We start from the raw sequence: 26,881 nt of genomic DNA on the forward strand, positions 1-26,881 counted from the left end.
GCGATCGAGCCCGGCGTGATCGGAGGGACACCCCCTAAAGGGTGCTGCAACACCCTTTAGTGGTGGAAGCCGGACTGCCGGTTCTCGACCGGCGGCGGGGGCGCCGCGGCGAGGTGGTCGACGGCCCGCTTCATGTCGTCGACCAGGAGGGCGATCTGGTCGCGGGTCACCCCGTGGCGGATCAGCACCCGCTGGATGACGGTGTCGTCGCGGGCCGGGGGCAGCGGGTACGTGGGGACCTGCCAGCCGCGCATCCGGAGCCGGTCGGAGAGGTCGTACAGGGCGAACGGGCTGTTCGCGGGGTCGGTGAGCGTGTACGAGACCGCGGGAAGCCCGCCGGCGCCGTCGTAGAGAAGGGTGAACGGGCCCATCTCGGCGATCTTCGCGGCGAGGAAACCCGCCGTGTCGGCGCAGGTGTGCTGGACCCGGCGGTACCCGTCCCGGCCCAGCCGCAGGAACAGGTAGTACTGGGCGATGACCTCGCCGCCGGGGCGGGAGAAGTTCAGCGCGAAGGTGGGCATGTTCCCGCCGAGGTAGTCGACCCGGAACACCAGCTCCTCCGGCAGCAGGTCCGCGGTGCGCCAGACGATCCAGCCGACGCCGAGCGGGGCGAGGCCGTACTTGTGGCCGGAGGTGTTGACCGAGGCGACGCGGGGCAGCCGGAAGTCCCACACCACGTCGGGGTGGAGGAACGGCGCGACGAAGCCTCCGCTGGCGGCGTCGACGTGGACGGGGATGTCCCAGCCGTGCTCGGCCTGGATCCGGTCGAGTTCGGCGGCGATCTCGGCGACCGGCTCGTAGTCGCAGGTGTACGTGACGCCGAGGATGGCCACCACGCCGATGGTGTTCTCGTCGACGTACTCGGCGAGCTGGTGGGGGCGCAGTCCGGTGGAACCCGGCTCCACCGGGACCTGGCGGAGTTCCACGTCGAAGTAGCGGGCGAACTTGTCCCAGCAGATCTGCACCGGGCCGCAGACCAGGTTGGGCCGGTCGGTGGGGCGCCCGGCGGCCTGCTGCCGGGCGCGCCAGCGCCACTTGAGGGCGAGTCCGCCGAGCATCGCGGCCTCGCTGGAGCCGGTGGTGGAGCAGCCGGTGGCGCTGGTGCCCGCCGGGGCGTTCCACAGATCGGCCAGGATGTTCACGCAGCGCGCCTCGATCTCGGCGGTCTGCGGGTACTCGTCCTTGTCGATCATGTTCTTGTCGAGGCATTCGTTCATCAGCCGGTGGACCTCGTCGTCCGACCAGGTGGTGCAGAAGGTGGCGAGGTTCTGCGCCGCGTTGCCGTCGAGGAGCAGTTCGTTGCGGAGCAGCTGGTGGACCACCCGCGGGGACGAGGGGCCGTCGGGCATCCGGTACTTCGGCAGCACCTGGTCGCTCAGGGCCGAGGTGAAGACGTCGGCCTCGGGGTCGCTCTTGCGGGGGTCCTTCATCTCATGAAGTGCCATACCGGGACTATATGGGACATTTGATCTCGGAGGGTTCCGGACGACTCGACAGTGTGAGCCCGCTCATCACCACCCCGCCGGAACGGAGAATTTCCGGTCGAGTAAGCTTTCGAAGCAAGATCTTCCCGTCCGGGCCACTGGAGCCGGCGCGGACGGGAAGATCATCAATTGTGTTCAATGCGCAACATATCCGGCGATGTCCGAATCTCGGCCACTCCCTGTGCAGGCGCTGGTACTCCTTGCGGTCATGAACAAGATCACCAGACGTCGTGCGCTGAGCACCTCGGCCGCCACCCTCACGGCCCTCGGACTCGCGACCACGGCCCACGCGGTCACCACCGCGCGCACCGCCCCGTCCCCCTTCCCCGCTCCGGCTCCCGCGCCGGGAACCGTCGACGAGGTGTACCTCGGCCGCCGGATACAGATCACGTCCGCGCCGGCGGACGGCCACGGGGGACACGGCGGGCACGGAGGCCACGGCGGACACCAGTCCCCCGGCTCCCCGTCCGTCCGGATCGACGGGCGCGAACTGCACGTGATGCGCAACGCCGACGGCAGCTGGATCAGCGTCGTCAACCACTACGAGACCTACGCCGACGTCCGCTCGCTGGCCCGGGCCGCGGTCCGTGAGCTCCAGGGCGCCGCCCTCGTCCCGTTCGGCGGTGCGGCATGACCGTCCGCAAGAACCAGGCGACCCTGACCGCCGCCGAGAAGAAGGCCTTCACGGGTGCCCTGCTGGAGCTCAAGCGCACCGGCACGTACGACCGCTTCGTCACCACCCACAACGGCTTCATCATGGGCGACACCGACTCCGGCGACCGGGTCGGCCACCGCTCCCCCTCCTTCCTCCCCTGGCACCGCCGCTTCCTGATCGAGTTCGAGCAGGAGCTCCAGAAGGTGGACGCCTCCGTCGCCCTGCCCTACTGGGACTGGACCGCCGACCGGACCTCCCGCTCCTCGCTGTGGGCCGCCGACTTCCTCGGCGGCACCGGCCGGGCCCGCGACGGCCAGGTCCTGGACGGGCCGTTCGCCTACGCCGGCGGCAAGTGGGAGATATCGGTCCGTGTCGACGGACGGCCCTACCTGCGGCGGGCGCTGGGCACCGGCGTGGCGCAGCTGCCGACCCGGGCCGAGGTGGAGAACGTGCTCGGCATGGCCGAGTACGACCGGGCCCCCTGGAACAGCTCCTCCGACGGGTTCCGCAACCACCTGGAGGGCTGGCGCGGCGCCAACCTGCACAACCGGGTGCACGTCTGGGTCGGCGGGCAGATGGCCACCGGGGTCTCCCCCAACGACCCGGTGTTCTGGATGCACCACGCCTACGTCGACAAGCTCTGGGCCGAATGGCAGGCACTGCACCCGCGGTCCCCGTACCTGCCCGCGGCCGGCACCTCGAACGTGGTCGACCTGAACGACACGATGCGCCCGTGGAACGACGTGACCCCGGCGGACATGCTGGACCACCGGAAGTTCTACACGTTCGACACCGAACCGGCCGCCGCCAGCCAGCGGTAGGTCAGTTCCGGGCGGCCCACCTGGCCGTAGCGGGGTGCGCGGGCCGCCCGGCCCGTGTCGACCAGGTGCTCCAGGTAGCGGCGGGCGGTGATCCGCGAGATGCCCGCGGCCTCCGCCGCCCCCGCCGCGGTCAGCCCCTCCCCGGCGGCCCGCAGCAGGGCGCACACCCGGTCCAGGGTGGGGGCGCTCAGCCCCTTGGGGAGAGCGGCCGGGTGAGGGGCGCGCAGGGCCGCCAGCGCGCGGTCCACGTCCTCCTGCCCGGCCGCCTCGCCGGCCGCGGCGGCCGCGCGGAACTCGGCGTAGCGGAGGAGGCGCTCGCGCAGGGTGGGGAAGGCGAAGGGCTTCAGTACGTACTGCACCACGCCGAGGGAGACGCTCTCCCGGACCACGGCGAGGTCCCGTGCGGAGGTCACCGCGATCACGTCGGCCGGGTGGCCGGAGGCCCGCAGCTTGCGTGCGAAGCGGAGCCCGTGGCCGTCGGGCAGGGTCAGATCCAGCAACAGGAGGTCCACCGGGGTACGGTCCAGCACCCGGGTGGCACCGGCCAGCGAGTGCACGGTGCCCACCACGGTGAAACCGGGCACCCGGCCGACGTAAAGCGCGTGCGCGTCGGCGGCGACCGGATCGTCCTCGACGACCAGCACCCGCACCGCCGGGGCCACCGGATCCCTTCCGCTCATGCCTCGCCTCCCTGGCCGGGCACCGCGGCGCCCGTACGGATCGTCCCGTCAGCGCCGGGCGCACCGACCATACCGGCGGTGCCGTCCGCCGTGCCGGGCGCCGCCTCCGGCGCCCCCGCCGGCGCGGCTGCCCCTCGCAGGGGGATCCGTACGGTGAACTCCGCGCCCCCGCCGGGCGCTTCGGCCACCGACACACTGCCTCCGTGCCGCTCGGCGGCCTGCCGGACCAGGGCCAGGCCCAGTCCGCGCCCCTCCCCCTTGCCCGACCAGCCGCGCCGGAACACGTCCACGCCGGCCGGAAGTCCGGGGCCGTTGTCGGCGACCCGCAGGAGCAGGCCCTCGCCGTCCCGGCGGGCGGTCACCGCGATCCGCCCGCCCAGGGTTCCGGTCAGCGCGTCGACCGCGTTGTCGATGAGGTTGCCGAGCACCGTGACCAGGTCCCGGGCGGGAGGTCCGCCGGGCCCGGCCGGCAGGCTGCGGCTCCCGGGGGTGACCAGCAGCTCCACGCCCCGCTCGTGGGCCTGTGCGGCCTTGCCCAGCAGCAGCGCCGCCAGCACCGGTTCGCCGACGGCGCCCAGCACCTGGTCGGTGAGGGCCTGGGCGAGCTCCAGCTCGGCGGTGGCGAACTCCACCGCCTCCCCGCTCCGGCCGAGTTCGATGAGCGAGACCACCGTGTGCAGCCGGTTGGCCGCCTCGTGCGCCTGGGAGCGCAGCGCGCGGGTGAAGCCCCGCTCGTGGTCCAGTTCTCCGGTGAGCGACTGGAGTTCGGTGTGGTCGCGCAGGGTCACCACGGTGCCGCGCCGGCCGCCGCCGGCCACCGGGGAGCTGTTGACGACCAGGACCCGGTCGGCGGTGAGGTGGACCTCGTCCACGCGTGGCCGGTCGGCGAGCAGGGCTCCGGTCAGCGGGGCCGGCAGGCCGAGGTCCGCGACGCGCGCGCCGACCAGTTCGCCCCGCAGGCCGAGCAGTTCCCGGCCCGCGTCGTTGACCAGAGAGATCCGGCGGTGCCCGTCGACCATCAGCAGTCCTTCGCGGACGGCGTGCAGCGCGGCCTGGTGGTAGTCGTACATGCGGCTCAGGCCCTGGGCGTCCAGCCCGTGGGTGTGGCGGCGCAGCCGGGCGTTGACGACGTAGGTGCCGGCGCCGCCGAGGGCGAGGGCCCCGCCGGCGACCCAGCCGAGCGCGGTGAGCTGCCCGCCTAGCCGGTCGCTGATCGCGCGGACCGTGATGCCGGCGCTGACCAGCCCGGTGATCCGGTCGCCGTCGCGCAGCGGGGTGACCACGCGGATGGAAGGTCCGAGGGTTCCGGTGTAGGTCTCGCTGAAGGTCTCGCCGCGCAGCGCCGGGCCGGTGTTGCCCAGGAAGCGCTCGCCGATCCGGCGCGGGTCGGGGTGGGTCCAGCGCCGCCCGTCCGGCGCCATGATCGTGACGAAGTCCACGCCGGAGTCGGCCCGGACCCGGTCGGCGTAGGGCTGGAGCTCGGCGGAGGGGTCGGGTCCGCGGACCGCGTCCCGCACCGACGGCGAGTCCGCGACGGCCCGGGCAACGGCGCCCGCCTGGCGCTCGGCGGCCTCCTCGGCCTGCCGGCGGGCCCCGGCGTACGCGAAGACGGCACAGCCCGCGACGACCACCGCGACCAGCACCACCTGCATGGCGAACAGCTGGCCGGCCAGGCTGCGCGGACGGGGGATGCGGAACATGGCGCTCAGTGTGCCCCGTGCCGTGAACTCAATGAACGCAACGGTGACCGGGGTCACAGACTGCGACATGGTCTCCCGGAACGCGTCCGCCGGACAGGAGCGGCGCGGGGCACGACCACGCAACACCAGGAGGCACCGTGACCGCCGGACGGGACAGAACCCATTTCCTCTACATCGCGGTGATCGCCGCGGTGGTACTCGGCATCGTGACGGGCTTCGCCGCGCCCGGCGTCGCCGTCGAGCTGAAGCCGCTGGGCACCGGCTTCGTCAACCTGATCAAGATGATGATCTCGCCCGTGATCTTCTGCACGATCGTGCTGGGCGTCGGCTCGGTCCGCAAGGCGGCCAAGGTCGGCGCGGTGGGCGGGCTGGCCCTGGGCTACTTCATGGTGATGTCCACGGTGGCGCTGGCCATCGGCCTGCTGGTGGGCAACCTGCTGGAGCCGGGCAGCGGCCTGCACCTCACGGAGGCGCTGCGCAGCGCGGGAGAGGCCCAGGCGAAGGCGGGCGGCGCCGAGTCGACCACGGACTTCCTGCTCGGGATCATCCCCAAGACGCTGGTGTCGGCCTTCACCGAGGGCGAGGTGCTGCAGACCCTGCTGGTGGCGCTGCTGTGCGGGTTCGCCCTGCAGGCGATGGGCCCGTCGGGCGAGCCGGTGCTGCGCGGCATCGGGCACGTACAGAAGCTGGTCTTCCGGGTCCTGGCGATGATCATGTGGGCGGCCCCGGTGGGTGCGTTCGGTGCGATCGCGGCGGTGGTCGGCTCCACCGGTGTGGACGCGCTGAAGTCCCTCGCGGTGATCATGCTGGGCTTCTACGCCACCTGTGTGGTCTTCGTCTTCCTGGTGCTGGGCACCCTGCTCCGGGTGTGCGCCCGGATGAGCATCTTCGCCCTGCTGCGCTACCTGGGCCGGGAGTTCCTGCTCATCCTCTCCACCTCCTCCTCGGAGTCGGCGCTGCCGCGGCTGATCGCCAAGATGGAGCACCTGGGCGTGTCCAGGCCGGTCACCGGCATCACGGTGCCGACCGGGTACTCCTTCAACCTGGACGGGACGGCGATCTACCTGACGATGGCCTCGCTGTTCATCGCGGAGGCCATGGGCAGCCCGCTGTCGATCGGCGAGCAGGTCTCGCTGCTGGTGTTCATGGTGATCGCCTCGAAGGGCGCGGCGGGCGTCACCGGGGCGGGACTGGCCACGCTGGCGGGCGGTCTGCAGTCGCACCGGCCCGAACTCGTCGACGGGGTCGGCCTGATCGTGGGCATCGACCGGTTCATGAGCGAGGCCCGGGCGCTGACGAACTTCGCGGGCAACGCGGTCGCGACCGTGCTGATCGGGACCTGGACGAAGGAGTTCGACCGGTCCCGGGCGGCCGAAGTCCTCGCCGGACGGCTGCCGTTCGACGAGAAGACGCTGCTGGACGACGGGCACGGGGAGATTCCGGCCGCGGTCCCGGCGCAGACCGCCGAGGACGGCAAGGACCCGGTCCCGGCCTGATCCCGGCCGACCCGGCCTGATCCTGGCCGACCCGGCCCGATCCTGGCCGACCCGGCCCGATCCAGCCCTGCCGCCCCCTCCGGCACCACGCCCCTGCGACTCCTCCGCGGCCGGCCGGCCGACCCGAATCACGGCCCCGCGGAGGCGGGTGCGCCGACCCCACTCCCCCACCCGGGGGCGGCGCACCCACCCTCCCGGCCGGGCAGGGCTCGCCCCCATGGTGCCCCGCCCGGCCGGCCCGGCCACACCGGCCGAACCCGTCAGGAACAGATGGTTTTCGGCCATCCGGCACGTAACGCACGTGCTGGGAAAGGTACTTCCCTCGCGGGGTCTCTCTCTGCAATCTTGCGTCCACCACTCGTTTCGTACGACCCGGTACGTGCCACCAGCACCGCCGGGTCATCGGAGGACGCATTGATACCCCACATATCCAGTCGCCCCCGACGTTCCCTCGCGGCCCTGGCCGCGTTCGGCGCCGCCATGACGTTCGCGGCTCCCGCCGCGTTCGCGGACACGGCGCCCGTCTCCCCGTCCGGCGCGCCCGCCGCTGCCAAACAGCAGAACCGGGCCGCCCTCAACAACGCCTCGCCGAACGCCAGGAGTGCGACCTGGGCCGCCGGCACCCGTGCCTACCTCGTGATCACCGCGCCCGGGGACACCTCGGCCGTCCGGTCCGCGATCGCCTCCAACGGCGGCACGGTCTTCTCCTCGTTCGACGCCATCGGCGTGATCGTGGCCCACTCCACCTCCGGCACCTTCGCGTCCACGATGCGCGGGGTCAGCGGGGTGCAGAAGGTCGGCGCGACCCGGACCTCCGACGTCCCGGCCGACGCCTACAGCCCGGCGCTCCCGGCCAACCCGGCCCAGTCCGCCGCCCCTTCGACCGAGCCGGTTCGCTCGGACATGACCCAGATCAAGGCCGACCAGGCGTGGGCCGTCAACCCCGGCTCCGCCTCGGTCAAGGTCGGCATCCTGGACACCGGTGTGGACGACCAGCACCAGGACCTGGCACCGAACTTCAACGCCGCGGACTCGGTCTCCTGCGCGTACGGCAAGCCGGACACCCGTGCCGGTGCCTGGCGCGACGTGGACCAGCACGGCACCCACGTGGCCGGTACGGTCGCGGCGGCCAAGAACGGCAAGGGCGCCATCGGTGTCGCGCCGGGCGTGAAGATCTCCTCGGTGCGCATCGCCGAGCCCGGCAGCACCCTGTTCTTCGCCGAGAACACCGTCTGCGGCCTGGTGTGGGCCGGTGACCACGGCTTCAAGGTCACCAACAACAGCTACTACACGGACCCGTGGCAGTTCAACTGCCCGAACAACCTCGACCAGGCCGCCATCCTGGAGGGCGTGGGCCGTGCCCAGGCCTACGCCGAGAGCAAGGGTTCGCTCCAGGTCGCCGCGGCCGGCAACGCCAACTACGACCTGGCGAACAAGACCACCGACACCTCGAGCCCCAACGACTCGACGCCGGTGACCCGGAACATCACCAACGACTGCCTCGACATCCCGGCCGAGCTGCCGGGCGTGGTCACGGTCGCGGCGAACGGCACCAACGGCTCGTCCAAGGCGTCGTTCTCCAACTTCGGCCGCGACGTCATCGAGGTCTCGGCTCCCGGCGAGTCGGTCTACAGCACCGTCCCCGGCGGCAAGTACTCCTCGCTGAGCGGCACCTCGATGGCCTCCCCGCACGTCGCGGGCGTGGCCGCGCTGCTGGCCAGCGCCAACCCGGGCTACACCCCGGCGGACATCCGGGCCAAGCTCGGCGAGCAGGCCACCGACCTGGCGTGCCCGTCGGACAGCCGCTGCACCGGCACCACGGCGAAGAACAGCTTCTTCGGCGAGGGCCGCGTGGACGCGCTGAAGGCGGTCGGCACCACCCCGCCGCCCGGCAAGTACTTCGAGAACACGGCCGATGTCGCCATCGCGGACAACACCACCGTCGAGAGCGCCATCACGGTCAGCGGTGTCACCGGCAACGCGCCGGCCACCCTCAAGGTGGGCGTGGACATCAAGCACACCTACATCGGTGACCTGAAGGTGGACCTGGTGGCCCCCGACGGCTCCGTCTACACCCTGCACAACCGCAGCGGCGGCGGCACGGACAACATCGCGCAGACCTACACCGTCAACGCCTCCTCGGAGGTCGCGAACGGCACCTGGAAGCTCCGCGTGAACGACAACGCCAACGCCGACACCGGCAGGATCGACGCCTGGAACCTCACCTTCTAGAGGGTCTGGTCCAGCCAGTCGAACACCACTTCACAGTGCTGTTGCGGGGCCATCGGGGAGCAGTGCAGCTGCGCCCCGGTGGCCCTGGTGAACTTGAAGTACTCCTTCGGGGCCTTCAGCAGGTCGAACAGCTTCTGCGGCTGCCCCGGGTAGAACTGCTCGTCGTCATAGTCGAGGACGAGCGTCGGGGCCTTGATCCTCGGTGCGACCGAGGTGATGTCCAGGCCCATGGCGACCTGGGACGGGGTCCACACGTCCGTGAGGACCTTCCCGGCCCTGGCCTGCCGCAGCGCCTCCGTGGAGAAGATCTCGAACCGCTTCTTCACCGTGAAGGCCAGCTCCGGGGTCAGCTCCGGGACCACGTCCTCGTTCCACACCCGGTTGGTCTCCGCCTTGTCCGGGGTGACGATGTCCCGCAGTTCGGCGTCGAATCCCAGCCACGGGCTGACGCAGCCGGGTTCCGCGACCACGGCAGCGATCCGGTGCTCGAACGCCGCCGCCCGCGGGGCCAGGTTGCCGCCCATGCTCAGACCGGTCAGCGCGATCTTGTCGCCGTCCACGTCCGGGCGGCGTTGCAGCCAGTCGACGATCGGGGCGATCACCTGCTCCCAGCGGGTGGTGAACGGCACTTCGTGGACGAACAGCAGCTCGCCCTGGCCCGGGCCGTCGTAGACGACCGCGTTCCAGCCCCGGTCGAGGGCGGCGGAGACCCCGTAGGTCCACATGTCCACGTTCTGTCCGTCGCTGCCGTTGCCGACGATCACCGTGCGCCGCCGCCGCTCCGGTCCCTCCGGGCGGAAGAACCACACCGGCAGCCGGTGTTCGCCGTACGGGACCTGCGCGCGGACGGCAGCCGGCCGGCACAGGCCGGCGAAGGTGTCCCAGGCGCCGCGGGCGGCCAGGTACAGGTCCTTCTCGTCGGCGGGCCGGCTGGTGCCCAGGACGTAGAACAGCGCCTGGGCGTAGTACTGGGAGGAGCGCAGGGCACGGAACCGCTCGGTCTCCGGGGCGGGTTCCGCGCTGCTCCGGCCGGGAGAGGCAGAGGGAGAGGGAGAGGGCGGTGCCTCCCCGAGCCGCTTGCCCCATTCCCTGAAGGTGTCGGTGTAGCTCTGCTCCGACAGGCCCGCGGCGTTGATCGCGTTGACGGCGGTGAGGACCTCGCCGACCTCCGAGGCACGCATTCCGGCGGCGCCCAGGGCGAGGAGGCCGGCGAAGTTGAAGCCGGGTTCGGCGAAGAGCTTCATGGCTCCGGGTGTTCCTTCCTCGCCGGCCCGGGCCGGTCGTGCCCCGCCCGGGCCGAGGGCCACGGCCTGGGGAATTCCGAGGGCGAGCGCACCGGCGCCCGCGGCGAGGCCGGCGAGCGTGGTGCGGCGGCTGACGGCGGAGGACGACGGGTCCGGCGCGGGCACGTTGCTCATGCTGCGGAACCGTAGGCGGCACGACGGCCCGGCAGTGGCTGCGACACCGGCCGCTGACCCGTTCGGCTCACGGCACGGCGTCGAGGACACGGCAGCGCACCGGCGGCGGGAACGCGGTCGGCAGGAGGGCGGTCGGCGGGAGAGCGGTCAGCGCGTGCGCAGGACGCAGTCTCCGCACAGGCCCCCGCCCGGGGCACGGTAGTAGAGGCAGCAGCTGCGGCGTACGAAGGCCGCGCCGAGACCCTCCTCGTAGACGAACCGGCCGGTTCCGGCGAGCGGCCCGGCCTCATCCAGCAGGGCGGCGACCACGGGCGCGGCCACGGGTCCCGCGCCCGGCACCCGGCCGGCCAGTTCGCGCAGCGCCCCGACCAGCCCCGAGGCGGAGTTCCCGCGCAGGGTGTGCGGCGAGACGCCGTACCGGCGGCGGACCGTTTCCTGGAGGCCTGCCAGGTGCGCGAGCACGGTCTCGCCGAGAGCCGCGCCGGGCCGGGCACCGGGCTCGGGCAGCCACAGCTCCACGGACTGCCCGGCGGGCAGCCGCCACCACACCCGGTCCGGTGCCAGGTCGGGCACCCGGCCGGTCAGGACGTACGCGCCCAGTCCGATCGACCACAGGCGGGCGGCCAGCCCGAACTGCAGCGTGGACGCAGCGACCCGGTGGTCTGCCCCGCCCATCCGCCGCCCGACCTCGGCGACGTACGCCTCCAGCGCGGGTCCCCCGGCGTACAGCCCGGCCAGCGGTGCGAAGCCGCCGCCGGCCGGCTCCTCCCCGGATCGCACGGCGAAGAACCCTCCGACGTCCGCGAGCCGGTCCAGGGCCTGGTGCATGTCCGCCGGAATGGTCATGGAGGCATGATGTCAGGCGGTGGAGTTCCGGCGGATGGCGGCCAGGGTGCCGGTCACGCCCGAGACCATGCCGGCGCGTGCCCGTTCGGCCTCCGGCTCGTCGAGCTCGTACCCGAACTCACCGGTGAAGGTGAGGGTGAGGGCGCCGGAGTCGTCCTCACCGATGACGTTGAGGATGGTCCAGGCGGCCCCGGGGCCGGTACGGCGGAAGGCGACCCGGCGGCCGGTGTCGAACTCGACCTCCTCGCGGAAGCGTTCGCCCTGGGCGACGACCTCGCGCAGCAGGCCCTGCGGCGTCTCAGCGAGGACGGTGCACTCGGTGATGACGGCGAGGTACGGGCGCGGGTCGCGGGCCTTGGCGACCAGGCCGGCCCAGACCTGGTCCCGGGTGAGCCGCGGCTGCCCGGGATCGGCCGGGTCGTTGACGGTCAGGGTGTGCGAGATGCGTGTGACGGCGGCGGTGCCGTTCCCCTCGTTGTCGCTCATACCGCTGCCAACCGGCCCGGGCCCCGGGCGTATTCCACGGCGGGAGGGGCGACCGGGCCGCGGCCACTCCTACGCCGGCTCGTCCGGGAGGTCGGGGCCCAGCACGTCGAGGTAGTGCGGGTTGGTCATGATGCCGAGGACGTTGCCGAAGGGATCGGTCACGGCGGCGGTGACGAAGCCGGAGCCGCGGTCGACCACCGGCTGGTACTCGGTGGCTCCCAGGTCCAGCAGCCGCCGGCGCGCGGCCTCCAGATCGTCGACGTGCCAGTAGAGGACGGCGCCGCCCGGGCCCGGGGCCGCTTCCCGGGGCGAGGCGAACCCCGCGTCGGTGATGCCGAGTTCCTGCTGGTGGTCGCCGATCCGGAACTCGGTGTACCCGGGCCGCTCGGAACAGGGCGGGAACCCGAGCAGTTCGGTGTACCAGCGGGTGGCGGCCGCCAGGTCCTCCGCCCGGAAACCGATCGTCGCGACTCCGCGCAGCATCCGCGGCCTCCTCGTGGTCGTGGGTTCCCGGTGGCCGTGGTTGCCCGTGGTCGCGGGTTCCCGGTCTTCCGCCCGGATCCCTCGATCATCCCGGCAGCACGGCGGGCTCGCCCGGCGTGGCGGCCGATCGGCGGGACGCCCACCGGACCGCCGGCCCCATGGCGTACGAGGCGGCCGTGAACACCCCGCCCAGCAGCAGCCACCCCGGGACGCCCCAGAGCAGCAGCAGGGAGGTCAGCAGCAGCGGACCCAGGGTGCGGGCGACCGGCACCCCGGTGCCGAAGAAACCCTGGTACTGCCCGATCCGGTCGGCCGGCGCCAGCGCGAAGCCGATCTGCCAGGCGCCCGCCGACTGGCGCATCTCCCCCGCCACCTGGAGGACCGCGCCCAGCACCAGCAGCGCCCCGGCGGCCCACCGGGAGCCGGGCAGTGCCGACAGGGCGAACACCGCACAGCACGCCGCCATGATCCGCCCGGAGGAGCGCACGGCCCCGTCCGCGCTCCCCAGGTCCGTCACCGGCCGGGCCATCCGGACCTGGAAGAGCATGACCGCGCCGGTGTTGAGCACGAACAGCGCCGACACCAGCCAGCCGGGGGCGTGCGTACGCTCCGTGATCCACAGCGGCAGGGCCAGGCTGAGCAGCGGCATCCGGAGCAGCAGCACCGCGTTGAGGAAGGTCACCAGCGCGTACGGCCGGTCGCGCAGCACGGCGAGCCGGGGCTCCCCCGCGGCCGGCGCGGGCACCGGGGCGACCGCCGGAAGGCGCAGCACCACCCCGGCGCAGGCCAGGAAGCCCAGCACGTCCATGGCGAACACCAGCCGGTAGGCGGTCGCGGTGTCGGCGGCGATGGCCAGTCCGCCGGCCGCCGCTCCGAGCGCCAGCCCCGCGTTGAGCACGGCCTGCAGGTACGCCAGCACCCCGGTGCGTTCCTCCGGCCCCACCAGCCCGGCGAGCAGGGCCTGCCGGGCCGCCGAGAGCCCGCACTGGGCGGTCGCGTAGCCGCAGGCGGCCAGCAGGAAGGGCCAGAAGGAGTCGATCACCAGGAAGCCGGCGACCGTCGCGGCGGTGGCGAGGGCGAGCAGCACGGCGGTGCCGCGCGGGCCGCGGCGGTCGGCGAGCGCCCCCAGGGGGACGCCCGCCACCGAGCCGACCGCCCAGGCGACCGTCAGCCCCAGGCCGATCTCGGCGGGCGAGAGTCCGACCACCCGGGTGAAATACAGCACCGAACACACGTAGTACGCACCGTCACCGACGGAATTGGCCAGCTGTGCGGCGGCCAGGCGGCGCGGTGCTCCGGGCGGGGGCAGGAGTCGTGTTGTCGTCACGCCCCCATCCCATCAGCGGAGTGGCCCGATCAGGAGGTCCATTCCGTTGCCTCCGACCTGGGCCATTTCGCCGTCTCAGGGCATGCTCAGAGATCCGCCAGGAACTCCAGCAGCGCCCGGTTGAACGCCTCGGGCTGCTCCACCCCGGGCAGGTGGCCGGCGTTCTCGACCACCGCCAGGCGGGAGCCGGGGACCAGGGCGTGCAGCCGTTCCGCTTCCGCGACCGGCGTGTACACGTCGTCGGCGCCGACCACCACCAGGCAGGGCACCCGGCAGGCGGCCAGGACCGGCCGGTAGTCGGGGCGCTCGGCGCGTCCGCGCAGGGCGGCGGCGGCCCCCTGCGGGTCGGTGCCGCGCATCATGCCGTCCACCAGGGCGGCCGCCTCCGGCTTCGCCGTGACGTTGTACGGCGCGAGCATCTTGTCGAGCACCTCGTCGGCGTACGGGCCCATGCCCTCGGCGACCAGCCGTTCGGCCGTCTCGCGCCGGAACTTCCGGCCGTCCTCGGTCTCCGGGACGGGCGAGGTGTCGGAGAGCACCAGGGCGCGCACCCGGGCCGGGTGGCTCCGCAGCATCTCCATGGCGATCTGCCCGCCCATCGACACGCCGCAGACCACGGCGCACCCGGTGTCGAGGTGGTCGAGCACGGCGATCAGGTCGTCCGCGAACACCTCGAACGGGGTGACCCCGGGAACTACCCCGCTCCGTCCATATCCTCGCAGGTCAGGGGCGATCACCCGGTATCCGGCGGCCGCCAGTGCGGCCGTCTGGGCGCCCCACAGGGTGCGATCGAAGGGGTGTCCGTGAACCATCAGTACGGGTGGCCCGGCCTCCGGACCGTGCTCCTCGAAAAAGAGTGTTGTGCCGTTCGCAGCAAGGGGGTTCATGGGATCAAGGTAAACGGATACATTGAGCCACTCGCGCGTTCACCTGACCGCCGATTCCCTTTCATCCCCGTTTTCCTCGGGGAGGGCTGTCAGCAGCGCAAGATGTTCCACCACCCATCATTCGAAGGACCGAAGGCTCCGTGCCCGTACCCGTACTCCTCGCCGGCCGCACCACGCGGCTCGAGCCCCTCGCCCCCCACCACGCTGAGGCCCTGGCCCTCGCCGGGGCCGAGGATCGTACGACTTACGCCTTCACTCCGGTACCCCACGGTCTGGAGGCGGCTCATTCGTACATCAATCGTGCCCTCTCCGATCAGGCCGCGGGCCGATCGCTTCCGTTCGCCGTCGTCAGAGCCGCTGACGGCGTGGTGGTCGGATCGACCCGCTTCCTGGAACTCGACTACTGGCAGGGCCCCCTGGTGTGGCCCGCCGTGCCCGGAGTCCCTTACGGCGATCCCATGACGGCGGTGCCGGACGCCGCCGAGATCGGGAACACCTGGCTGGCGCCGGGCGCCCAGGGCACGGGGATCAATACCGAGGCGAAGCTGCTCATGCTCCGCCATGCCTTCGAAACCTGGGGCGTCCGCCGGATCTCGCTGCGCGCGGACGCCCGTAACACCCGGTCCCGGGCCGCGATGGAACGGCTCGGCTTCACCTCCGAAGGGGTCCGCCGGGCCCATTCGCGGGGGCTGGACGGTGTCGTGCGCAGTACGGCCTTCTACTCGATCCTCGACGAGGAGTGGCCGGCCGTACGGTCGATCATCGAGCTGCGGCTCGCCGCCCGGGCCCCGGCCCGCCGGCGCCGCCGCAAGACGCTGGTTCCGGCGTAACGGTCCTGCAGGCGGCCGCCCGGCCGTCTCCGGACCCCGCCGCGGTCTCCGCCCCGGCCTTCCTCCGCCTCATCGCGGACCCAGGAAGGCCGGGGCGAGCGCGGAGGACATCAGCCGGCGCGGGGCACCGCTCCCGTCGGCGGGGACGGTGTACAGGTCCGCGCCGAAGTCACCCGGCAGGGCGTAGGCCACGGTGTGCGCGTCCGTCCACACCACCTGGTCGTCCACGCTCCGGGTCTCGGCGAGCGGGGTCTCCCGGCCGGAGGCCAGGTCCAGCGCGTGCAGCCGCCAGGGCGCCTCGGCGGGCAGGCCGGGCACGCGCTTCTTGAAGACCAGGCGGGTTCCGTCGGGCGAGAGGGAAGGGCATTCCACGTTCTCGCGGAGCGTGGTCACGGTTCCGGCCGCCAGGTCGCCGCGGACCAGGTGGGTGCGCCCGCCGGTGGCCAGGGTCGCGTAGAAGCCCCGCTCGTCGGGGGTGAAGGTGACCCCCCAGAAGTTCACGTCGGCGGCCCGGTACTCCCGGCCGTCCCTGAGGACGGTGAATTCCTCCAGGGAGGCCACGAGCCGTCCGGTGCGCAGGTCCAGCACCGAGGTGCGGGTCGAGAAGTCCGTGCCGGCGTAGGAGTCCCCGCCGACGAAGACCGTCCAGGCGGCCAGGTGCCCGCCCGGCGACACCCGGGCGCGGGTCGGCAGGCCGGCCAGCCGGTGGGCCGAGACCTCCTTCAGCGAGGCGTCGAGCACCGCGGCCCGGCCGCCGGACTGCAGGCAGACCCCGGTGCCGGCGGCCGCGTGGAAGCGCAGGCAGGAGACCCCGGAGGCGGTGCGCGGGCCGTCCGGCCGGTCCGCCGGAACGGTGGTGAGCTCGTCCCGGTGAGGTCCCCAGGCCATGTTCCGGAAGGCGATGCGTCGCTCCCCGCCCGCGGTGAGCGAGACCGGGCCGCTGCCGACGCTCGGGCCGCCCTCCTGCACGCGGTCCTTCTCCGCGGCCCGGTCCGCCGCACGCAGCACCGCGGTCCCGGCCAGTACGGCGAGCAGCGAGACGGCGGCGAACAGGACGAGCAACCGGCTGCGAGTCGTCATGGCGGGCAAGGTAAGCCCTGCCGCGGATCAAGAGAAGGAAAAGTGCGGAACCCGGGCGGCCCTGTCCGCATCCTCCCTCCGGAAGGGCACCACGGGCCACACCGGCACCAGAGCCCCCATGAACACCAGGGCCCCACCTGCACCAGGGCCGCCCCCGCACCAGAGCCACCCGGCACCAGGAGAGAACACCGCACATGTCGTACCCGCCGCACTCGCCCGAGCAGCACCAGCCGCCGCGCCGCAAGAACCGAGTCCGCCGTGGGGTGATCGCGGGTGCGTCGGTCGCCGCGCTGGGCCTGGGCGCCGCCGCCACGATGGCGTACTACGAGATCCCGCCGTTCACGGACAAGGGTGACCCGGTGTCCTTCGGGCAGACCAGGGATGGCGGGGCCAAGCAGCAGCCGGCGGACTCCAAGGTGCTGATGCCGACCGGCCCGGCGGCCTCCTTCAAGAACACGATGACCCTCCCGGACGGCACGCACGTGGCCGTCACCGAGCTGGACGGCAAGAAGTCCGGCTTCAAGGGCAAGGTGTGGGTGTGGGCGCCCAAGGAGTACGGCGACCCCAAGTTCGCGAACAGCGGCTTCCCGGTGCTGATCGCCCTGCCGGGCGGCGCCGGATACCCGAAGAACTACTGGATGGGCACCGACCTGGGCCTGCAGAAGAGCATCAGCCAGTGGTACGCGGAAGGCAAGGGCAAGCCCTTCCTGCTGGCCATGCCGGTGCTGAACCCGGGCCCGGACGACAAGGGCGTCTACTGGGACGGCTCCGACATACCCGGCCAGCCGAGGATGGGCACCTGGCTGACCGAGGACGTCCCGGACCTGATGAAGGCGAATTTCCGGACGGTCAAGTCGCGCGACGGCTGGGCGTTCATGGGCTCGTCCACGGGCGGGTTCGCGGGCCTCAAGGCGGTGCTGAAGCATCCCGACAAGTTCAAGGCGGTCATCGCCTCCGGTCCGGACATCGTCCCCGACTCCCCGCTGTGGAAGGGCCACGACAAGGAGAAGGCCGAGAACAACCCGGAGGTGCTGGCGCAGCGGCTGATCCAGCACAAGGGCCCGGACGTCTACCTCGCCTTCCAGGTCGGCACCGACGAGAGCAACAAGAAGACCCTGCCGGAGGTGAAGAAGTTCGTCGCCACCTACGGCAAGGGGCCCATCCACACCGACCTGAACATCATCCAGGGCGGCCGGCACAACGCGAAGACCTACGTCCCGGCGATGGGGCAGCAGGCGATCGAGTTCATCAGCAAGGTCATGGAAGGACCCGTGCCGGCGTCGTAGCCTCCCCGTCGCCCTCGAAGACCTCCTCGGGCTCGCCGAAACGCTTCGGCGGGCCCGAGCCGTCCCAGGCCGGCCAGCCGGGGCTGCCGGTGGCCGCGAAGGACACCCAGGCGGAGTGCATCTCGTCGGCGAGGGCCTGCGGGGTGGCCCGGCCCGCCAGCCAGGAGGACTCCGGCACGCCCAGGGTGTCGAACACGAAGCCGAGCTCCAGGGCGTGGCAGGCACCCATGCCGGGCAGTCCCGACAGCCAGGCGAACTCGTAGACGTGGGCCGGGGTGCCGGCCGACCGGGTGTCGGCGAGCCTGCGCAGCGGGTCGCGCAGCAGCCGGTCGGTGAGCAGCTGGCCGAAGACGTCCCCGGGACCCGCGCCGGGGCGGGCGGTGCGCAGCGCCCGTACGGCGGTCCGGTCCTTCCCCGACATGGCCCGGCCCAGCACCACGGTGAGCGGCCCGAGCCGGTCCAGCAGCCGCAGTGTCCCGGTCGGCGCGAGCCAGAGCCGGTACTCCTCGGTGGTCCAGCCCAGCAGCAGGGGTACGCCGGAGGAGGCGCCGCCCCCGGCCAGCGCGTCGAGCGGGTGCTCGGGGATCGTGTCCGGGTCGGTCACCAGGCCGAAGGCCGGGCCGCCGAGCAGCGCGTTGGACCGCTTGAGCTCGGCGCCCTGCGCAGCCAGCAGCGCGGCGCGGTCCACGGCGGCGAACGCGGCGGCGGTGGCGGGCACCTTCAGCCGGGCGGCCATCCGGCGGACCATGGTCCGCACCCGGTCCCGGGGCAGCACCTCCGGGGCGCCGCTCTGCAGCACCGCCCGGGAGAACAGTCCGGCGGCGCGCGGCGCGGCCAGCAGCGAGCCGATGCTGATGGCCCCGGCCGACTCACCGAAGACGGTGACCCGGGCCGGGTCGCCGCCGAAGGCCGCGATGTTGTCCCGGACCCATTCCAGGGCGGCGATCTGGTCCAGCAGTCCGCGGTTGGGCGGGGCGTCGGGGAACAGTCCGTAGCCGAGGACCCCGAGCCGGTAGTTGACCGAGACCAGCACCACGCCGTCGCGGGCGAAGGCCGCGCCGTCGTACACGGGGCAGGCCGCCGAGCCGCGGGTGAGGGCCCCGCCGTGGATCCACACCATGACGGGGAGGCGGGCCGAGGGTGCCGGGTCGGGGGTCCACACGTTGAGGTTGAGACAGTCGTCGCCGGGCACGTCCGGGTCGGGCAGCAGGCCGGCGAACGGCTCGGGGTAGGGCACCTTCGGTGCGGTCGGCCCGTAGGCGGTGGCCTCGCGTACGCCGTCCCAGGGCGCCGGGGGCACGGGGGCGGCGAGGCCGAGCGGGCCGACGGGCGGGGCGGCGTAGGGGATGCCGCGGAAGACGGCGACCGGCCGCCCGGACCTGGCCTCGGCCTCGATGCGGCCTGCGACGGTGCCGTAGCGGGTCTGTACCTGTACGGCCCGGCCGGTACCGGAGGAAGGCCGGCCGTTCCCGGTCCCGAAAGAACGGGAACCGCTGCCGTTCCCGCTGCCGTTCCCGTTGGCGTTCGCGCTGCCGCTGCGGTGCCCGTTCTCGCGCCCGAGTGCCATCGTGTCCTCCCGCCTGCCCCGCCGGTCGGTCACGGGGAGGTCCATCCTCTCCTACGGCGGCGACTTCACCGGGTAGGTGGACGGACCGTGACCACTTGGCGCCGCCCGCGTTGTACGCCATGTCCAATGCCGCAGTGCTGCGGCGCCCCACATGTGTCGAGGAGATTTTGATGTCGCGTATCGCGAAGGCAGCCGCTCTCACCGCCGTCACCGGCTCCGTGCTGGCCGCCGGTGCCGGTATGGCCGTCGCCGATGCAGGAGCGCACGGTGTGGCCGCCGAGTCCCCCGGTGTCCTGTCGGGCAACCTGGTCCAGGTTCCGGTGCACGTCCCGGTCAACCTGTGCGGCAACACCGTGAACGTGATCGCGCTGCTGAACCCGGCCTTCGGCAACACCTGCGTGAACGCGTCGGGCGGCGGCGACAGCCACACGGCCGGCTACGGCCACTGAGCGACGCTCTCCGGCAGGGCCCCCGCCATCGGCGGGGGCCCTGCCGTGCGTGCTGGTCCGCCTACGGCCCGTGTGCGGCCCGTGCCTGCTCAGTGAGCCGCCGTGCGGTACCAGCGTGCTGCGGCGTCGAGCAGCGCGTGGTCGGCGTGGTGGCGGGCGACCAGGTGGAGGCCGACGGGCTCGCCGTTCGGGGTCCGGCCGGCCGGCAGGGTGAGTGCCGGATGGCCGGAGAGGTTGAACGCCCAGGTGAGCGCCACGCTCATGCGCGTTCCGGGGCCCTCGTGGCCGTGCGGGGGGTGCGGCGTGGTGGGGGTGGCGATGAGATCGGCCTCCTCGAAGACCTCGTGCAGGGCCCGTGTGTTGGTCTCGATCAGATCCTCGGTTTCGCGGTCGGGAGTACCGGCGCGCAGAGCGGTCCACGCCGGAGCCGGGTCACGCAGCTCCACCGGCCGCTCGACGAGGCCGCACAGCCCGGCGCGCGCGATCCGGTGCAGGGAACGCCGGGCGGTCCCGGCGACCTCCGGGTCGGTGGCCGCGTACCCGAGCGTGGGCGTCCAGGCCACCCTCGGCGTTCCGGTCCCGGCGGAAGCGGTCCAGGCGGGAGCGGAGCCGGCGGGCGCGACGGCACGAAGGTAGGCCGCGGCATCGGCCGGCGTGCGGGTGAGCACGCCCGGGCTGTTGAGCCCTGCCCGGTCCCGGGCGGGCAGCAGGCCGTTGGTGGGCTTGAAGCCGATGATGCCGCACCAGGCGGCGGGGATGCGCACCGATCCGGCTCCGTCGGATCCGGTGGCGAGCGGGACGAGCCCCGCGGCGACCGCGGCCGCGGACCCGGCCGATGATCCGCCCGGGGACCAGGCGGGATGGAGAGGATTGAGGGTCGGGCCGCGGTCGGTGGAGCCGTACGTCTGCCAGCCGGTGCCGGCCCGCGGCACGGCGGTCGCTCCGATCGGCACGCATCCGGCGGCGACCAGGCGCTGGTTCTGTACGGATCGGGCGCCTTCGCTCGCCTTGACGGCGATCGGTACCCCGGCCAGGGGCAGGACCGCCCCGCGGGCCACCGCGGCGTCGACCTCGACGGCCAGGGCCCGGGCCGAGTCCGCCCAGAGGGCGGTGAAGGCGCGCAGGGCGCCGTCCCGCCGGCCGGCCACGGCCAGCGCGGTGTCGACGACCTCGCCGGCGGTGACCTGGCCCTGGTTGACCAGGTCGGCCACTTCGGCGGCGGACAGCGACGTGTACAGGTGATCGTCGAGCATGCGGACCCTCCCGGGGACGGGGCCATCAGCACGTGCCCCGTCCGTTCAGGCCAGTTGATCACTTTCGAACGAGGTGGCGAAGCCGGTCTGTCGCGCCGCCACCGGCCCGTCCCGCCGTTGCAGAGGGCAGCGCATGCACAGCAGGCGAACCCTCACACACGGAGTTCGCCGGCGCTCGGCGGCTTCACCATCGACGCGAACGACCTCGGAAAGGAACGCCGTCTAGCTCTCGTAGCGGTAGATGCCCTGGTGGCCGAGCATGTCGCGGGGCGGGATGTTCCACGGCGGCATGGGCTCGTCCAGGGAGATCACCCGGCCGCGCTGGAGGTCGCCGAGCCGCAGCGGGCGGTCCGGCAGGTAGCCGGAGCGGGGGTGCCTGCGCTGCCAGCGGTCCCAGAGCAGGTCCACGAAGGAGTGGTGCAGCCAGAACACCGGGTCATTGGGCGCGGCCCCGCCGGTCATGTGCCCGCCGATCCACTGGTGGACCTTGTTGTGGTTGCGCCACCGCTCGCTGCGGGGCGCCGCCCAGCCCTCCAGTTTGTTGCGGAACCCGCCGTCGCGGGCGGTGGAGTTCCAGGGGTCGGTGTCGTAGACCGGGTCGTCGATGGCCCACTGGAGTTCCTCGGCGGTGGGCAGGGTGATCGGGTTGTTCGGCCGGCCGAGGTTGCGGGTGAGGAAGCGGCCCTCGGTGACGCCCACGGTGATGTTCCAGTTGCCGTTGTCGTGGGCGAACGGGCCGGTCATCACCTTCCGGTCGGACTCCCGTCCGGTGCCGCCCATGAAGTCGTCGGACCACAGGCCGCCGACCGGGCTGCGGTCGGCGGTCCAGTCCCAGTAGGGGATGGCGATGCCGGGGTCGAGCTCGCGCAGCTTGGCCTCGAAGTCGAGCAGGTACCGGCGGTGCCAGGGGAAGAACGACGGGGACATGTGGCCGACTCTGAGCTTGCTGTCCCGGTCCGGCACGAAATAGCGGTCGTGGGTCCGGACGAAGGCGTCGTACGTACCGTTGCGCTTGAGCTCCAGGAGGGCCGCCACGAACCGCTTCTTCTGCGCGGAGGTGAGGTTCTTCTGGTTCTGCCGGGTGTACAAGCGGGTTCCTCCGGTCAGGCGTGGTGCAGGGCGGGCACGGGGGCGAGCCGGCCGGTGCCGAGCTCGTCGACGGCGGCCCGGGCGAGTTCCAGGGGCGTGGCGAAGGACTCGAAGTGGTTGACCGCGCTGAGGTAGCTGCCGTCCGCGCGGCGCATCACGTGCAGGGTGCGCCCGTCGATCCGGACGCCGGTGTGGTCCACCGCGATGTGCCGGCCCCGGTAGGACTCCTCCACGACCGGGACGACGCCCTCGGCCGGGGCGGTGACGGGACGGGGACGGCGGGCCCGGAGCAGCGGGGAGAGGGCGGCGCCCGTGCCGGCGAGGACGGTCGCGGTGAACGCGGTGCGCAGGAACGCGCGACGGGTGAACAGGCTGGCTCTCATACCGGGTTAACGCGGTGCGGCGGGCGAGGTCACCCGCGCCGGGTCAGCTCGGGTGCTTCCAGAAGAGGGTGGTGGGGCGGAGGTTGCCGGCGGGGTCGGTGGCGTAGTCGGGGATGGTGCCCGCTTCGGTCCAGCCGGCGTTGCGGTAGACCTGTTCGGCGCCGCTGCCGGTCTCGGTGTCGAGGAAGAGCAGGACGACGCCGGCCCGGGCGGCGGCCGCCTCGGCCTCGGCGAGCAGGGCCCGACCGGTGCCGCGGCCGCGGGCCTCGGGGTGGACCATCAGTTTGCGCAGTTCGGCGCGGTGCCGTCCGTTGGGCTTGGACTCCCGGTACCAGCTGACGGTGCCGTCGACGGGACCCGGGCCGTCAGGGCCTTCGGTACGGGACACCCAGAGGGCGAGCGCCCCGTCCGTGACGGCGGGCTCCAGCGAGTCCCACCAGGCGGCGGCGCCCGCGTGGTCGAGGCCGGCGAGGAAGCCGAGAGAGGCGCCGCCGGCGACCACGGCGAGCAGGAGTCCGGCGAGTTCGTCCCGGTGGGCACGCAGTCCGGCTGCGTCCAGCGGGGTGATCGTGACCGTCGTCATCCGGCCAGGGTAAGGATCACGCGGGCCGCGTCCGCGGGCGGGGGGCGGACGGCCGGCGTCCGGATGACCGGCTCCGGCGGCCCCACGCCCGCGTCCCCGTCCGATTGCGGGAGCGGCCGCGGCGTGGAACCGTTCCGAGCATGACCGAAGGCACGATGCCGTACATTCCCTCCGCGCGGGTCACCGTGCTGGGAGTGCAGGACGGCGACCCGCCCTTCCGCATCGTCGAGATCGACGGCGAGGTCGTCGGCTTCGCGAAGTCCATGACGGACGTGATCCTCATCGCCGCGGACGCGGGCGTGACGATCCGCGACCTGGACGACCCGGAATCCGTCCGCTGGGTGGGCGGGGGCAAGTTCCGCTGGCGCCATTAGCGGATCGCGGAGCAGCGGGTCAGGGCGGCGGGAGGCGGGTGAGGGCCGCGACCCGGGTGCGGTGGAAGGCGGCGGAGCCGAACGCCGACGCGTCCGCCTTGGCCCGCTTGAGGTACACGTGTGCCGGGTGCTCCCAGGTCATGCCGATGCCGCCGTGCAGCTGGACGCATTCCTCCGCCGCCCGTACGGCGACGCCCGAGCAGTACGCCTGGGCCACCGAGACGAGCAGCGGCGCGTCCGGTGCGCCCGTGGCGAGGGCGTCCGCCGCGGCGCGGGCCGCCGCGCGGGCCGAGGCGGTCTCCAGCCAGAGCGCGGCCACCCGGTGCTTGAGCGCCTGGAAGGAGCCGACCGGGCGGTTGAACTGGTGCCGGGTGCGCAGGTGCGCCACGGTCTCGGTCAGGCACCAGTCGGCGAGCCCGAGCTGTTCGGAGGCCAGCAGGCCCGCTCCGGCGAGCAGCCCGCGCTCCACGGCGGCGCGGGCGGTCTCCGGGCCGGCCAGCCTGGTGCCCGCGGCCTCCCGCGGGGTGACCGCGGCGAGCGGGCGGGTCAGGTCGAGCGGGACCTGCGGGGACAGGGTGACGGCCTCGGCGGGCACCGCGTACAGGCCGCTCGCGGAGTGGACCAGGAAGGTGTCGGCGGCCACCGCGTCCGCGACCGCCTTCACCGTGCCGCCGGCGGGCGGGGTGGCGTCGGCGGGCAGGGGGCCGCCCGGGCCGAGGGTGAGCGGCAGCGCCGCCACGCACAGGCCGCGCCCGCCGGCGAGCCGGCCCAGCAGGTCCGCCGCCTCCGCCGATTCCGGCACGCAGGCCAGCAGTATCTCGGTGGCCACGACCGCGCTGGTCAGGTACGGGGCCGGGGTCGCGGCCCGGCCGAGTTCCTCCAGCACCACGGCCGCTTCGCGGTGGCCGGCGCCCTGTCCGCCGAGCTTCTCGGGGATCAGGAGTCCGGCGGCTCCGATCCCGGCGGCGAGGGTCTGCCAGAGCCCCTCGTCGTACGGCTGCGGGTACTCCAGCCGGGCCACGACGGCCGCCGGGCCGCCGTGGTCGGCGAGCAGGGCGCGCACCGCCGATCGGAGTCCGTCCTCCGTGTCCGTGTAGAGCAGGTCCGGGGCGGTGCTCTCGGTCATCGGGCTCTCGGTCATCGGGCCAGGTCCTTCCAGGGGAGGTCCTTGTCGTCGCGTGGTTCGGCGGGCAGGCCGAGGACCCGTTCGGCGACGATGTTGAGGAGGACCTCGCTGGTGCCCCCTTCGATCGAGTTGCCCTTGGCCCGCAGGTAGCGGTAGCCCGCGTCCCGGCCGGTGAAGTCGACCTGTTCGGGCCGCCTCAGGGTCCAGTCCTGGTACAGCAGCCCGTCCTCGGCGAGGAGTTCGACCTCGAAGCCGCTGATCTCCTGGTTCAGCCGGGCGAAGGCGAGCTTCATGCCGGAGCCCTCGGGGCCGGGGGCTCCGGCGGCGAGCTGCTGGCGGAGGCGTTCGGCGGTGAGGCGGGCGACCTCGGCCTCCACCCACAGGGTGAGCAGCCGGTCGTGCAGGGCGTGGGTGCGCAGTCCGGGGCGGTCCCGCCAGACGGCGGCGGCCTTGCCGATCATGCCGCCCTCGCGCGGGAGGCGCATGCCGCCGATGGAGACGCGTTCGTTCATCAGGGTGGTCCGGGCGACCTCCCAGCCCTGGCCGACGGCGCCGAGCCGGTGCGCGTCGGGGATCCGGACCCCGGTGAGGAACACCTCGTTGAACTCGGCCTCGCCGGTGATCTGGCGGAGCGGGCGGACCTCGACCCCCGGGTCGGTCATGTCGCACAGGAAGTAGGTGATGCCCCGGTGCTTGGGCAGGTCGGGGTCGGTGCGGGCGATCAGGATGGCCCAGCGGGCGGTGTGGGCGCTGGAGGTCCACACCTTCTGGCCGTCCACCACCCAGAAGTCGCCGTCCCGGACGGCTCGGGTGCCGAGGGCGGCGAGGTCCGATCCGGCGCCGGGTTCGCTGAACAGCTGGCACCAGACCTCCTCCCCCAGCCACAGCGGCCGCAGGAAGCGGCGTTTCTGCTCCTCCGTGCCGTGGGCGAGGAGGGTGGGCGCGGCCATGCCGAGGCCGATGCCGATGCGGCGCGGGTCGTTGTCGGGCGCCCCCGCGGCTTCGAGTACGGCGTCGACGACGGCCTGCAGGGCGCGGGGGGCGGCCAGTCCGCCGAGGCCCTCGGGGTAGTGGACCCAGGCCAGTCCGGCGTCGAAGCGGGCCCGGAGGAACTCCTCCCGGCCGGTGGCGGCGGGCGGGTGGGCGGCGAGGAACTCGCGGGTACGGGCGGCCAGTCCGGCCTCGGTGAGGGGCTGTGCGGTTGCCATCAGGCGCCTCCCCCGTCCGCGCCCGGTACGACGACCAGGCGGCCGGTGGTGGTGCCGTCCGCCACCCGCTGGACGGCGTCGGCGGCGCCGGAGAGCGGGACCCGTTCGCCGACCAGGGGTTTGACGACCCCTTCGGCGGCGAGCCTGGTGAGTTCGGCGTGGCAGGCGAGGACCGCGGCGGGGTCCTTCGCCGCGTAGAGACCCCAGTGCAGGCCGACGATCGAGTAGTTCTTGATCAGTGCGTGGTTGAGGGCGGGGCTGGGGATGCCGCCGCTCGCGAAGCCGACGACCAGGATGCGGCCCTCGAAGGCCACGCACTTGGCGGAGGCGGCGTACGCGTCCCCGCCCACGGGGTCGTACACCACGTCGGCGCCGCGCCCGCCGGTGAACTCCTTCACCCGCGCCGCCACGTCCTCGGTCGTGCGGTCGATCACCAGGTCGCAGCCGAGCGCCTGGGCGGCGGCCGCCTTGTCCTTGCCGCCGGCCACGCCGATGACGGTGGCCCCGGCCGCCTTGCCGAGCTGGACGGCGGCACTGCCGACCCCGCCCGCGGCGGCGTGCACGAGCAGGGTCTCGCCCGGCTGGAGGCGGGCCCGCCGGTGCAGGCCGAACCAGCCGGTCTGGTAGCCGATGTGCAGGGCGGCCGCCTCGGCGTCGTCGAGGGCGTCCGGGGCGGGGAGCAGCGCGGCCTCGGGGGCGGTGACGTACTCGGCGAAACCGCCGTGCGGCAGGGCGGGGTTGGCGATGACCCGGCGGCCGTCCTCGGTCTCGCCGCAGATCTCCACACCGGGGGTGAAGGGCAGCGGCGGGCGGATCTGGTACTGGCCGCGGCAGAGCAGGGCGTCGGGGAAGTTGACGCCGGCCGCCCGTACCCGGAGTCTCACCTCGCCGTCGCGGGGTTGCGGCTCCGGGACCTCGTCGAGCCGCATGACCTCGCGGGGCTCGCCGTGGGTGTGTACGCGCCATGCCTGCATCCGGGGCCTCCAGCCGCCGTCGAGGGGTCCGTGCGGGGGCAGTGCGGGGTCCGCACCCGTCGGCATACTAAGCGGTCGCTTGCCCCTCTGGGAACCACCCGGCCGCAGCGCGCCGGTCGCCGCCGGAGGCCGAACCGGTCGCGGGGGCCGACCGATTGTCGGAG

Annotated in this window: 26 protein-coding genes; 8 read left to right on the plus strand and 18 right to left on the minus strand. The window is 73.2% G+C overall.

Annotated elements, in window-relative coordinates:
- Window positions 1-56: 56 nt before the first annotated feature.
- Complete coding sequence (locus ACGFQ9_RS02525) at window positions 57-1,445, minus strand: glutamate decarboxylase (RefSeq protein ID WP_393570347.1); 1,389 nt, start codon at window positions 1,443-1,445, stop codon at window positions 57-59.
- Window positions 1,446-1,692: 247 nt separating this feature from the next.
- Between ACGFQ9_RS02525 and ACGFQ9_RS02530 the strand changes: the two genes are divergently transcribed.
- Window positions 1,693-2,118 carry a tyrosinase family oxidase copper chaperone gene (locus ACGFQ9_RS02530; protein WP_393570349.1) on the plus strand — a complete coding sequence of 142 codons (426 nt, stop codon included), beginning with the start codon at window positions 1,693-1,695 and terminating at the stop codon, window positions 2,116-2,118.
- Window positions 2,115-2,960 carry a tyrosinase family protein gene (locus tag ACGFQ9_RS02535; protein ID WP_393570351.1) on the plus strand — a complete coding sequence of 282 codons (846 nt, stop codon included), beginning with the start codon at window positions 2,115-2,117 and terminating at the stop codon, window positions 2,958-2,960. The genes ACGFQ9_RS02530 and ACGFQ9_RS02535 overlap by 4 nt, the downstream gene beginning before the upstream one ends.
- On the opposite strand, the gene ACGFQ9_RS02540 is transcribed toward ACGFQ9_RS02535, so the two are convergent.
- Both ACGFQ9_RS02540 and ACGFQ9_RS02545 read right to left on the minus strand, forming a co-directional pair.
- Window positions 2,918-3,640 carry a response regulator gene (locus tag ACGFQ9_RS02540; protein WP_393570352.1) on the minus strand — a complete coding sequence of 241 codons (723 nt, stop codon included), beginning with the start codon at window positions 3,638-3,640 and terminating at the stop codon, window positions 2,918-2,920. The genes ACGFQ9_RS02535 and ACGFQ9_RS02540 overlap by 43 nt on opposite strands.
- The gene (locus ACGFQ9_RS02545) at window positions 3,637-5,340 is read right to left on the minus strand and encodes an ATP-binding protein (protein ID WP_393570354.1); all 1,704 of its coding nucleotides are present in this window, start codon (window positions 5,338-5,340) and stop codon (window positions 3,637-3,639) included. The genes ACGFQ9_RS02540 and ACGFQ9_RS02545 overlap by 4 nt, the downstream gene beginning before the upstream one ends.
- Window positions 5,341-5,477: 137 nt before the next feature.
- Here ACGFQ9_RS02545 and ACGFQ9_RS02550 point away from each other — a divergent pair, with 137 nt between their 5' ends.
- A complete protein-coding gene (locus ACGFQ9_RS02550; protein WP_393570356.1) occupies window positions 5,478-6,836 on the plus strand; it encodes a cation:dicarboxylate symporter family transporter in 1,359 nt (452 codons plus the stop codon).
- A 480-nt stretch (window positions 6,837-7,316) separates the two neighbouring features.
- Window positions 7,317-9,068 (plus strand): S8 family serine peptidase, encoded by a 1,752-nt coding sequence (locus ACGFQ9_RS02555; protein ID WP_393570357.1) that lies wholly within the window; start codon window positions 7,317-7,319, stop codon window positions 9,066-9,068.
- Here ACGFQ9_RS02555 and ACGFQ9_RS02560 read toward each other — a convergent pair.
- The 6 genes from ACGFQ9_RS02560 to ACGFQ9_RS02585 all read right to left on the minus strand — a co-directional run bounded on the left by ACGFQ9_RS02560 (window position 9,065) and on the right by ACGFQ9_RS02585 (window position 14,515).
- Complete coding sequence (locus ACGFQ9_RS02560; RefSeq protein ID WP_393570359.1) at window positions 9,065-10,486, minus strand: alpha/beta hydrolase family protein; 1,422 nt, start codon at window positions 10,484-10,486, stop codon at window positions 9,065-9,067. The two genes, ACGFQ9_RS02555 and ACGFQ9_RS02560, sit on opposite strands and share 4 nt — an antisense overlap.
- Window positions 10,487-10,633: 147 nt before the next feature.
- Window positions 10,634-11,332, minus strand: coding sequence for a (2Fe-2S)-binding protein (locus ACGFQ9_RS02565; protein WP_393570361.1), 699 nt, complete (start codon window positions 11,330-11,332; stop codon window positions 10,634-10,636).
- 12 nt (window positions 11,333-11,344) lie between these two features.
- Window positions 11,345-11,818 carry an SRPBCC family protein gene (locus ACGFQ9_RS02570; protein WP_393570363.1) on the minus strand — a complete coding sequence of 158 codons (474 nt, stop codon included), beginning with the start codon at window positions 11,816-11,818 and terminating at the stop codon, window positions 11,345-11,347.
- A 69-nt stretch (window positions 11,819-11,887) separates the two neighbouring features.
- Window positions 11,888-12,301 (minus strand): VOC family protein, encoded by a 414-nt coding sequence (locus ACGFQ9_RS02575; protein WP_393570365.1) that lies wholly within the window; start codon window positions 12,299-12,301, stop codon window positions 11,888-11,890.
- 85 nt (window positions 12,302-12,386) lie between these two features.
- Entirely contained in the window at window positions 12,387-13,628 is a 1,242-nt protein-coding gene (locus tag ACGFQ9_RS02580; protein WP_393570366.1) for an MFS transporter, read from the minus strand.
- A gap of 86 nt (window positions 13,629-13,714) precedes the next feature.
- A complete protein-coding gene (locus tag ACGFQ9_RS02585) occupies window positions 13,715-14,515 on the minus strand; it encodes an alpha/beta fold hydrolase (protein ID WP_393570368.1) in 801 nt (266 codons plus the stop codon).
- 140 nt (window positions 14,516-14,655) lie between these two features.
- Here ACGFQ9_RS02585 and ACGFQ9_RS02590 point away from each other — a divergent pair, with 140 nt between their 5' ends.
- Entirely contained in the window at window positions 14,656-15,345 is a 690-nt protein-coding gene (locus ACGFQ9_RS02590) for a GNAT family N-acetyltransferase (protein WP_393570369.1), read from the plus strand.
- Between the two features lie 69 nt (window positions 15,346-15,414).
- On the opposite strand, the gene ACGFQ9_RS02595 is transcribed toward ACGFQ9_RS02590, so the two are convergent.
- Window positions 15,415-16,425, minus strand: a complete 1,011-nt coding sequence (locus ACGFQ9_RS02595; RefSeq protein WP_393570371.1) for a TolB family protein — start codon at window positions 16,423-16,425, stop codon at window positions 15,415-15,417.
- Window positions 16,426-16,619: 194 nt separating this feature from the next.
- On the opposite strand from ACGFQ9_RS02595, the gene ACGFQ9_RS02600 reads away from it, so the two are divergent.
- On the plus strand, window positions 16,620-17,711 hold the full coding sequence (locus ACGFQ9_RS02600; protein WP_393570373.1) for an alpha/beta hydrolase: 1,092 nt from the start codon (window positions 16,620-16,622) through the stop codon (window positions 17,709-17,711).
- On the opposite strand, the gene ACGFQ9_RS02605 is transcribed toward ACGFQ9_RS02600, so the two are convergent.
- Window positions 17,683-19,323, minus strand: a complete 1,641-nt coding sequence (locus ACGFQ9_RS02605; RefSeq protein ID WP_393570375.1) for a carboxylesterase/lipase family protein — start codon at window positions 19,321-19,323, stop codon at window positions 17,683-17,685. The two genes, ACGFQ9_RS02600 and ACGFQ9_RS02605, sit on opposite strands and share 29 nt — an antisense overlap.
- A 125-nt stretch (window positions 19,324-19,448) precedes the next feature.
- On the opposite strand from ACGFQ9_RS02605, the gene ACGFQ9_RS02610 reads away from it, so the two are divergent.
- The gene (locus ACGFQ9_RS02610; protein ID WP_393570377.1) at window positions 19,449-19,727 is read left to right on the plus strand and encodes a chaplin; all 279 of its coding nucleotides are present in this window, start codon (window positions 19,449-19,451) and stop codon (window positions 19,725-19,727) included.
- 89 nt (window positions 19,728-19,816) lie between these two features.
- Here the strand turns inward: ACGFQ9_RS02610 and ACGFQ9_RS02615 are convergent, their stop codons facing one another.
- The 4 genes from ACGFQ9_RS02615 to ACGFQ9_RS02630 form a co-directional block, all read right to left on the minus strand.
- Window positions 19,817-20,980 carry an amidase gene (locus ACGFQ9_RS02615; RefSeq protein WP_393570379.1) on the minus strand — a complete coding sequence of 388 codons (1,164 nt, stop codon included), beginning with the start codon at window positions 20,978-20,980 and terminating at the stop codon, window positions 19,817-19,819.
- A gap of 222 nt (window positions 20,981-21,202) precedes the next feature.
- On the minus strand, window positions 21,203-22,069 hold the full coding sequence (locus tag ACGFQ9_RS02620; RefSeq protein WP_393570381.1) for a tyrosinase family protein: 867 nt from the start codon (window positions 22,067-22,069) through the stop codon (window positions 21,203-21,205).
- Between the two features lie 14 nt (window positions 22,070-22,083).
- On the minus strand, window positions 22,084-22,452 hold the full coding sequence (locus tag ACGFQ9_RS02625; protein WP_393570383.1) for a tyrosinase family oxidase copper chaperone: 369 nt from the start codon (window positions 22,450-22,452) through the stop codon (window positions 22,084-22,086).
- A gap of 43 nt (window positions 22,453-22,495) precedes the next feature.
- Complete coding sequence (locus ACGFQ9_RS02630) at window positions 22,496-23,035, minus strand: GNAT family N-acetyltransferase (protein ID WP_393570385.1); 540 nt, start codon at window positions 23,033-23,035, stop codon at window positions 22,496-22,498.
- Between the two features lie 140 nt (window positions 23,036-23,175).
- Between ACGFQ9_RS02630 and ACGFQ9_RS02635 the strand changes: the two genes are divergently transcribed.
- Window positions 23,176-23,409, plus strand: coding sequence for a hypothetical protein (locus ACGFQ9_RS02635; RefSeq protein ID WP_393570386.1), 234 nt, complete (start codon window positions 23,176-23,178; stop codon window positions 23,407-23,409).
- A gap of 19 nt (window positions 23,410-23,428) precedes the next feature.
- Here ACGFQ9_RS02635 and ACGFQ9_RS02640 read toward each other — a convergent pair whose 3' ends face one another.
- The 3 genes from ACGFQ9_RS02640 to ACGFQ9_RS02650 are packed head-to-tail and all read right to left on the minus strand — an operon-like array spanning window position 23,429 to window position 26,717.
- On the minus strand, window positions 23,429-24,550 hold the full coding sequence (locus ACGFQ9_RS02640; protein ID WP_393570387.1) for an acyl-CoA dehydrogenase family protein: 1,122 nt from the start codon (window positions 24,548-24,550) through the stop codon (window positions 23,429-23,431).
- The gene (locus tag ACGFQ9_RS02645) at window positions 24,547-25,743 is read right to left on the minus strand and encodes an acyl-CoA dehydrogenase family protein (protein WP_393570389.1); all 1,197 of its coding nucleotides are present in this window, start codon (window positions 25,741-25,743) and stop codon (window positions 24,547-24,549) included. Before ACGFQ9_RS02645 ends, ACGFQ9_RS02640 begins: the two co-directional genes overlap by 4 nt.
- The gene (locus tag ACGFQ9_RS02650) at window positions 25,743-26,717 is read right to left on the minus strand and encodes an NADPH:quinone oxidoreductase family protein (protein ID WP_393570391.1); all 975 of its coding nucleotides are present in this window, start codon (window positions 26,715-26,717) and stop codon (window positions 25,743-25,745) included. Before ACGFQ9_RS02650 ends, ACGFQ9_RS02645 begins: the two co-directional genes overlap by 1 nt.
- Window positions 26,718-26,881: the final 164 nt, after the last annotated feature.

The organism is Streptomyces sp. NPDC048603, from assembly GCF_043199475.1.
GTDB lineage: Bacteria > Actinomycetota > Actinomycetes > Streptomycetales > Streptomycetaceae > Streptomyces.

Bases quoted from the DNA above. Each gene is read 5' to 3' on its own strand.
- ACGFQ9_RS02650 (WP_393570391.1), bottom strand. From the start codon at position 26,717: ATGCAGGCATGGCGCGTACACACCCACGGCGAGCCCCGCGAGGTCATG.
- ACGFQ9_RS02615 (WP_393570379.1), bottom strand. From the start codon at position 20,980: ATGCTCGACGATCACCTGTACACGTCGCTGTCCGCCGCCGAAGTGGCC.
- ACGFQ9_RS02640 (WP_393570387.1), bottom strand. From the start codon at position 24,550: ATGACCGAGAGCCCGATGACCGAGAGCACCGCCCCGGACCTGCTCTAC.
- ACGFQ9_RS02635 (WP_393570386.1), top strand. From the start codon at position 23,176: ATGACCGAAGGCACGATGCCGTACATTCCCTCCGCGCGGGTCACCGTG.
- ACGFQ9_RS02525 (WP_393570347.1), bottom strand. From the start codon at position 1,445: ATGGCACTTCATGAGATGAAGGACCCCCGCAAGAGCGACCCCGAGGCC.
- ACGFQ9_RS02585 (WP_393570368.1), bottom strand. From the start codon at position 14,515: ATGAACCCCCTTGCTGCGAACGGCACAACACTCTTTTTCGAGGAGCAC.
- ACGFQ9_RS02645 (WP_393570389.1), bottom strand. From the start codon at position 25,743: ATGGCAACCGCACAGCCCCTCACCGAGGCCGGACTGGCCGCCCGTACC.
- ACGFQ9_RS02625 (WP_393570383.1), bottom strand. From the start codon at position 22,452: ATGAGAGCCAGCCTGTTCACCCGTCGCGCGTTCCTGCGCACCGCGTTC.
- ACGFQ9_RS02545 (WP_393570354.1), bottom strand. From the start codon at position 5,340: ATGTTCCGCATCCCCCGTCCGCGCAGCCTGGCCGGCCAGCTGTTCGCC.
- ACGFQ9_RS02595 (WP_393570371.1), bottom strand. From the start codon at position 16,425: ATGACGACTCGCAGCCGGTTGCTCGTCCTGTTCGCCGCCGTCTCGCTG.
- ACGFQ9_RS02630 (WP_393570385.1), bottom strand. From the start codon at position 23,035: ATGACGACGGTCACGATCACCCCGCTGGACGCAGCCGGACTGCGTGCC.
- ACGFQ9_RS02605 (WP_393570375.1), bottom strand. From the start codon at position 19,323: ATGGACCTCCCCGTGACCGACCGGCGGGGCAGGCGGGAGGACACGATG.
- ACGFQ9_RS02555 (WP_393570357.1), top strand. From the start codon at position 7,317: ATGACGTTCGCGGCTCCCGCCGCGTTCGCGGACACGGCGCCCGTCTCC.
- ACGFQ9_RS02570 (WP_393570363.1), bottom strand. From the start codon at position 11,818: ATGAGCGACAACGAGGGGAACGGCACCGCCGCCGTCACACGCATCTCG.
- ACGFQ9_RS02530 (WP_393570349.1), top strand. From the start codon at position 1,693: ATGAACAAGATCACCAGACGTCGTGCGCTGAGCACCTCGGCCGCCACC.
- ACGFQ9_RS02535 (WP_393570351.1), top strand. From the start codon at position 2,115: ATGACCGTCCGCAAGAACCAGGCGACCCTGACCGCCGCCGAGAAGAAG.
- ACGFQ9_RS02610 (WP_393570377.1), top strand. From the start codon at position 19,449: ATGTCGCGTATCGCGAAGGCAGCCGCTCTCACCGCCGTCACCGGCTCC.
- ACGFQ9_RS02600 (WP_393570373.1), top strand. From the start codon at position 16,620: ATGTCGTACCCGCCGCACTCGCCCGAGCAGCACCAGCCGCCGCGCCGC.
- ACGFQ9_RS02540 (WP_393570352.1), bottom strand. From the start codon at position 3,640: ATGAGCGGAAGGGATCCGGTGGCCCCGGCGGTGCGGGTGCTGGTCGTC.
- ACGFQ9_RS02560 (WP_393570359.1), bottom strand. From the start codon at position 10,486: ATGAGCAACGTGCCCGCGCCGGACCCGTCGTCCTCCGCCGTCAGCCGC.
- ACGFQ9_RS02575 (WP_393570365.1), bottom strand. From the start codon at position 12,301: ATGCTGCGCGGAGTCGCGACGATCGGTTTCCGGGCGGAGGACCTGGCG.
- ACGFQ9_RS02565 (WP_393570361.1), bottom strand. From the start codon at position 11,332: ATGACCATTCCGGCGGACATGCACCAGGCCCTGGACCGGCTCGCGGAC.